This is a genomic window from Arthrobacter sp. Y3223164, from assembly GCF_059091005.1.
The window spans coordinates 1-3,074 of record NZ_JBNHGF010000335.1; the positions used below are offsets into that span (position 1 = coordinate 1).

4 protein-coding genes are annotated in these 3,074 nt (G+C 70.1%); 1 reads left to right on the forward strand and 3 read right to left on the reverse strand.

What is annotated here, in order from left to right:
* The 3 genes from AC5RUJ_RS13560 to AC5RUJ_RS13570 form a co-directional block, all read right to left on the reverse strand.
* On the reverse strand, positions 1 to 840 hold an 840-nt coding region (locus tag AC5RUJ_RS13560; protein ID WP_494156002.1), incomplete at its 3' end, for an efflux permease Rv1217c-related protein.
* Complete coding sequence (locus tag AC5RUJ_RS13565; RefSeq protein WP_494128561.1) at positions 837 to 1,751, reverse strand: ABC transporter ATP-binding protein; 915 nt, start codon at positions 1,749 to 1,751, stop codon at positions 837 to 839. The genes AC5RUJ_RS13560 and AC5RUJ_RS13565, both read right to left, overlap by 4 nt.
* 77 nt (positions 1,752 to 1,828) lie before the next feature.
* Complete coding sequence (locus AC5RUJ_RS13570; RefSeq protein ID WP_494014474.1) at positions 1,829 to 2,494, reverse strand: TetR/AcrR family transcriptional regulator; 666 nt, start codon at positions 2,492 to 2,494, stop codon at positions 1,829 to 1,831.
* Between the two features lie 180 nt (positions 2,495 to 2,674).
* On the opposite strand from AC5RUJ_RS13570, the gene AC5RUJ_RS13575 reads away from it, so the two are divergent.
* The coding region (locus tag AC5RUJ_RS13575; RefSeq protein ID WP_494156003.1) for a universal stress protein at positions 2,675 to 3,074 on the forward strand (400 nt) is incomplete at its 3' end.

A 3,074-nucleotide genomic window follows, 5' to 3' on the forward strand; every position in this document is an offset into this window, starting at 1 on the left:
GCGCCGGCCCTGCAGCAGATACGCGGCCGGCACCAGCAGTGCCGCGAGCGCCAGACACAGCAGCAAGGGCCACCAGCGCAGCTCGACATAGGCCCGCGCCTGCTGGACCCAACCGATGGGGGAGAGCCACGACAACGCGGTGCCGCCCAGCGCCTGGGCGTCGCCGATGCCGCGGAGGATGTACGCCAGCCCCAGCAGCGCCCCGGCCATGCCGCTGGCCGTCCGCGCATGTTCGCTCAGCTGCGCGGTCAGCGCCGCCACTGCGCCGAAGACGACCCCGACCAACGCCGCTCCGGCCGCCATCGCCAGGGAATCGAGTGCCGCGAGACCGTTGGCCACCAGTGCCGCGAACAGGGCCGCTGCCACCGCCAGGTTGGTGAGCAGCATGACCGCCAGCGCGGCGGTCAGCGGTGCGCGTCGTCCCACCGGCCCGGCCAGGATGAGCTCGGCACGTCCGGCTTCTTCGTTGGCCCGGGTGTGCCGGATTACCGAGAAGATGGACATCAACGCGGTGGCCACCGCCAGCATCCCCAGCACTTCGTTGGCCAGCATCGGGCCCAGGCCGTAGTTCTCCAGGCCGTACCCCGGGCCGGCCAGCAGGGCGCCGGACGGGTCCTGCATGATCGCCGCCCGGCTCTGCCATGCCGCCTGGTCGCCGTAGACCTGGGGCAGCACCAACGCGAAGTAGCTGATGAACCCGCCGATGGCCAGCGCCCAGACCAGGATCCGCACCCGGTCCACCCGCAGCGCCAGGCGGAGAAGCCGGCCGGTCCCGGCCAGCGCCTGATTCCGTGGGCTGCGCGCACGGGAGATCCCCGGCGCCGCGGTAGCGGTGCTCATGACCTGCCGCTTTCGGCCGCGGCCCGCCCATCGGGGCCGTACTGGTGAACGAACAGTTCCTCCAGCGTCGGAGGCGTGCTGGTCAGGCTGCGGACACCCAGCGGGAGCAGGGCCGACAACGCGGCCGGCAGCGCGGCTTCGTCAACGGTGAAGTGCACGCGCCCGTTGTCGCGCCGGAGGTCGTGTACGCCGGTAAGGCTGCCCACCGCGGTGGCATCGCCGTCTGCCACCACGACGACGGCGGTGCGCCGCAGGTGTCTCAGTTCCGCGAGCGAACCGGTTTGGACAGCGCGGCCGGCCCGGATGATGGTGACCTTGTCGCACAAGGCTTCCACCTCGGCCAGGATGTGGCTGGAGAGCAGCACTGTCTTGCCGGCGTGCCTGGACTCGCGGATGCACTGCTGGAATTCCAGTTCCATCAGCGGGTCCAGTCCGGACGTCGGCTCGTCCAACACCAGAAGCTCGACGTCACTGGCCAAGGCGGCGACGAGCGCGACCTTCTGCCGGTTGCCCTTGGAATAGGAGCGAGTCTTCTTGGTGGGATCCAGCTGGAAGCGTTCCAACAGTTCGGCCTTGAGCCTGCGGTCGATCCCGCCGCGGAGGCTGGCAAACAGGTCGATCGCCTCCCCGCCGGTGAGCTTGGGCCAGAGGCTGACGTCACCGGGAACGTAGGCCAGCCGGCGGTGCAGGGGCACCGCGCGCGACCATGGGTCCTCGCCGAAGAGCCGGACGGTTCCGGCGTCGGCCTTCAACAGGCCGAGAATGATGCGGATGGTGGTGGACTTGCCGGCGCCGTTGGGGCCGAGGAAGCCGTGGACCTCGCCGGGTTCCAGCACCAGGTTGAGCCGGTCCAGGGCGCGGACGGAGCCGAAGGCCTTGTCCACTTGGTTCAGGTCGATTACTTCAGACATGGAAACCACCTGCTTCGGGGCGGAATATGGAAGGAACTAGGGTGCGCGGGGCGCGGACGGGACAGAGACGCGGCGGGTCAGGAACCGGGCGGGTCCGTCACATACATCAGGTAGGCGTCGAGCAGGTCGCGGGTGGTCATCAAGCCCTGCGTGTAGAGTTCCACGTTGGCCAGGCCGTGCCGGTCCAGGTAGCCGCGCATGATGGCGGAAAAATCGGTGGGATCCTCCGGCGGGTGAAGCGTCAGGTCCAGCAGCATGGCACCGAATCCCTGAATGGTCAGATAGCGGGCGCGCGCCTGCTCGTCGACGGACGGGTGGATGGTGCCGGCGGCGACGCCTTGGGCCAGCCAAGCCTCGGCGTCGGCGGCGAAGTGCTCGATGAAGGACTGGGCCAGCTCGCCGCCGGACTGGAGGCTCCGCAAGGCGTAGCCGACCAGCGGCGCCGTTTCCTCCAGCTCCGCCATGGCCGCCAGCAGTTCAGTCGGCGAGCCGGAGTGGACTGCCTGCTGCTTGTAGGCGCCGATTTTGGCCAACACGTACTCGTCGCAGGCCGTCCGCAGACCGTCTTTGGAACCGAAATGGTGCAGGATCAGCGCCGGGCTGACCCCTGCCGCGTCAGCAATGGCGCGGACACCCACCCGGAAACCCCGGCTGCCGAACAGTACGACGGCGGTGTCCCGGACCCGGGCACGGGCGGTGAGATCACTAGGTGCGGCAGCCTGCGGCGGCGCTGCTGAACGCATGTTCAGCAGTCTAAACCTGTGTTCAGCCGACGGCAATGGTTTCTTGAGGCGTTCGCCGCCCGGCTTTTCCGTACGCTGGCCGCCCGCCCGTCCTCCTGCCCGGCGCCCGCCTCGCGCCCGGCCGCCGTCGGAACCCGCTGCCCCTACTCAGCCGCGCGGCCGTCCCCTAGGGTGGAAGGCATGGAAGAGGTCGTCCTGGTGGGATTCGACGGCTCGGAAACCAGCGCCCGGGCGCTGGACTGGGGGTTGTTCGAGGCCCAGTCCCGCGGATGGCCGGTGCGGCTGGTCACCGTCGTCTCAACCGCGGGCGTGGACGATCCGCAGGTGGACCACCAGTATCTGGCCACCGCCCGGCGCGGCGGGGAAGGGGTGCTGCAGGCGGCGCTTGACCGCGCCGGAGCGTTGGGGCTCCAGGCCGAAGGGCACGTGGTGGCCGGGGACCCGAGCGAAGTGCTGGTGGACGAATCTGCTTCCGCCGGACTGGCGGTGGTGGGCAAGCGCGGCCGCGGCGGCTTTGCGGGACGGCTGCTGGGCAGTGTCTCCTCGGGCCTGGCGGCCCACGCCGCCTGCCCCACGGTGG